The sequence below is a fragment of the Aliterella sp. E5.1 genome, assembly GCF_057473825.1.
The window spans coordinates 1-2996 of record NZ_JBYCCV010000213.1 but is presented as its reverse complement, the minus strand read 5'-3'; the positions used below and the strand labels follow the sequence as shown (position 1 = coordinate 2996).

The 2996-nt window shown below is 48.6% G+C and carries 4 protein-coding genes; 2 read left to right on the top strand and 2 right to left on the bottom strand.

The features are described from left to right. Positions 1–452 precede the first annotated feature (452 nt). Positions 453–659, bottom strand: coding sequence for a hypothetical protein (locus AC2VE5_RS25195; RefSeq protein ID WP_486890333.1), 207 nt, complete (start codon positions 657–659; stop codon positions 453–455). A gap of 180 nt (positions 660–839) precedes the next feature. Between AC2VE5_RS25195 and AC2VE5_RS25190 the strand changes: the two genes are divergently transcribed. Further along, positions 840–1028 (top strand): hypothetical protein, encoded by a 189-nt coding sequence (locus tag AC2VE5_RS25190; protein ID WP_486890332.1) that lies wholly within the window; start codon positions 840–842, stop codon positions 1026–1028. Between the two features lie 66 nt (positions 1029–1094). On the opposite strand, the gene AC2VE5_RS25185 is transcribed toward AC2VE5_RS25190, so the two are convergent. After that, positions 1095–1361 carry a GlsB/YeaQ/YmgE family stress response membrane protein gene (locus tag AC2VE5_RS25185; protein WP_486890331.1) on the bottom strand — a complete coding sequence of 89 codons (267 nt, stop codon included), beginning with the start codon at positions 1359–1361 and terminating at the stop codon, positions 1095–1097. Between the two features lie 992 nt (positions 1362–2353). On the opposite strand from AC2VE5_RS25185, the gene mscL reads away from it, so the two are divergent. Next, positions 2354–2722 (top strand): large conductance mechanosensitive channel protein MscL, encoded by a 369-nt coding sequence (gene mscL / locus AC2VE5_RS25180; protein WP_486890330.1) that lies wholly within the window; start codon positions 2354–2356, stop codon positions 2720–2722. The last annotated feature ends 274 nt before the right edge of the window (positions 2723–2996 follow it).

The window sequence follows — 2996 nt, the reverse complement described above, 5'->3', positions numbered from 1 at the left end:
CGCTGGGAAGCCAAACCATTTTTCTTAGGCCGTAGAGTGAGACAATTCACTATTCAAGTGGAAACAGTCATCATGATAAGCAGTGTCCAGGGCGGCATTTTTACCAAATGACTTAAATTAACAGAATTCGTGAACAGGGGGCGGAAAGTCGGCTTCACCTAAGAGCTAGTCGAAACAACTACAAATTCCACTATGCCGCGCCCATCTGAGAGTTTAACTTCAGCCAGTACTTGACATCCAGCTTCGCAATGAGAAGGCAGCCAAAGTCGAGGTATCTTTATTCTTTCCCGCTGGTAGCCTTCAAGCGTAGCCCATTTTTCATTCGTTTCGACTACGTTGTAGCTAAACTCCATACTTCAGGTCTTTCATCTCTTCCACCAACCCACCCCCTGCTTTTTAGAAGGTAACCCTTCGTGTTTCTGGAGTTTTATAGTACCCTACTAACACCAGCTTTAGCTGTTGAAGTCACCTTCGATTACAGTAAGCCATACCTGACCACGATTGCCATACCCATGAGCCGTGACTACGACTTTAGCTCCGGTGTGGCAAGGAGAAGGCAGCCAGTCTTGTGGAAGCGTCAACTGCTCACCATCTTTATCCTCAAGTAGTACCCATCTGTTGTTACATTCAATAATTACGTAAGAGAAATTGTTACTCATTGAGGACTACCTCTAGAGTCCTAGGCTTAATTCGTGAAACTCGACTAAACTCTGCTCATTAACATAGGTCTAGCAGCAGGTTAATAAAAGGTACTGGCTTGCAAAAAGCTATTTTACTTGCATAACATCACCACCAGCCCGGTCTCATCACCGGGATATTCTTTTGCAGTAATCTCACCCATGGAACAAATTGTTAATGTAGAGGGCGCTGAACTAACTGCCGAAGAGTACAGGATTTATTTATTAGCTTCCGAGCAAGAAGGCCATGCGGGTGAGGTTGTGCGGGAAAGCACTAGGTATAAAGTTAAGAAAAACGGCCAAGGACGCGATGGAAGAGAGAACTTCCAGTTGACATCCGTGGCCCGTTAATAGATCACTCCCCTTGCGTTACAGTGTCACCACAATCCAGCCGCACCGCCAGGCTTGTTATTTGTTTTACTTAAGGACATTGAGGGCCTTTAAGATGGCAATAAGAACAAGCGCTCCTATCACTCCCCAGATGATGCCCATGATGTCAAACTGGCCTGCTTGAGCAGCACTCCCGATACCCAACAAATTAGCAAAAATCAACCGGCCTAAAAAGGCGCCAGCAATACCGATGACGATGTTAAGAACTGGTCCTTGCTGCTCATCAGTCTTCATGATGAGGCTAGCTACCCAGCCGATGAGTGCGCCGACGATGATGGTGATGATCCAACCCATAAAAGCCTCCTATAGGGTAATCTCAACCGCATCTTAACCTATAAGGTCGAGGTACTCATCTTGCAAAGTAAAGCAGCGCCCGTCAAAAAAACAAGCCCCGGTGAGTTGGGAAACACCGGGGCTTAGCTACCAAAGCAAAGAGGATGTTTGGTAGCCAGCTAAATAATAGGCTCATAAGATTCTGCTTTTGCTTCGTATAAGACTAAAGCCTTAATGCTGAGCTTGAGTTCTACCTCCTACCCTATGGTCACCAGCCACGGTGCTTAGGCTGCACTGCTTCATCCCGACGCTTCAGTTCATCCACAGCATACTGAGCGTTTTCGCTGCTCTCTCGGGCCCGGGGTGACCGCCGGGCTCTTTATTTAGCCAGGTGGTTCAGCACCTCCGGATAGCGCTATCTTTAGTGTGTTGCTGATCCCAGGCACCGAGTAACTTTGGAAGAGCACCTTATACCGATTCCGGTTAAATCGTTAGTTTATTCCAACGATTTAATCTCAGTGGTTCGCGAAGCTTTCCGAAGGGCAGGAGTAAAATAGGATAAGAGAGCCTTATCCCACGACAAGACATAAGGGGGGGTTTTTTGGCCCAACCCCCAAAAGGTATATTCCAAGCTTTAGAGCCCTGCAAATGAATCTGATAGTGACATTTCTCGAAAACCTCCGTTTTCAATAAGATTTGCTGATAACGCTGTTCCCATCGAAGATACGGAGAATTGCGATTCTCGAAATCCTTTCTCAAAACTAGCCTTGGCAATTCCGATGTCGAGTATGGGTTTTGAGAAAGCTGCTCAGAACTGGCAAATAGGGTTTTTGCCTTCAACATCGCAAAGCTCAGCCAGACTGAAATCTGAAATGTACTATTTCGGGCGTTGTGCCAAAAACCCCAGAGTGGTAAGGTGAGAGCGGACCGGTGGGGATGCCTGAGCCTCCAGAGCATAGTATGAAGCAGGGTATGGGCCGCAGGCGCCAAGGGTCAGAACGTAGGAGGAAGCCATGCTAAAGGAGTTTCGGGTGTTCATCGCTGGTGGCAACGTCATGGAACTTGCCGTCGCCGTCATTCTTGCCGTGGCCTTTGGCGCCATCGTCAATTCACTCGTTGTTGATATCATAACGCCCGCCGTACTCAATCCTGCCCTCGAGGCTGCGGGTGTGAGTCGGATTGCAGAACTCGCCTGGAACGGCATTACCTACGGTAATTTCCTAGCCGCCGTGCTGAACTTCCTTATCATTGCCTTTGTCATCTTCTTGATTGTCCGCACTTACAATAACCTCATGAAGCGTTCCGAGAAACCGCCTGTCCAGTCACGCGAAGAAATCCTCCTCGAGGAAATCCGGGACCTGCTTTCAACACGCTCTCCCTGAACGGGGCGTTCCCGCTGACACCTTTACCAGGGCTACCGCAAAGTCAGGACTCCAGGAGTTTAAGGGGCGTTGTCAAGTTAACTTTGGAACGAGTCAATAACGACCATAGAAGTCTGCTGCCACCCCCTTTGCCTTCCTTAAGCAGCTATTTCGAGACCAGCAACCTCCCGCCAGCTCCCAAAGCGCTGCCTCAGCTCCTCACGATACCCTGCAGCAGTGAACAGGTGGCGTCTAGGTCGGAAGTGCGAACAGATAAAGCTGTAGGCTGACAGGA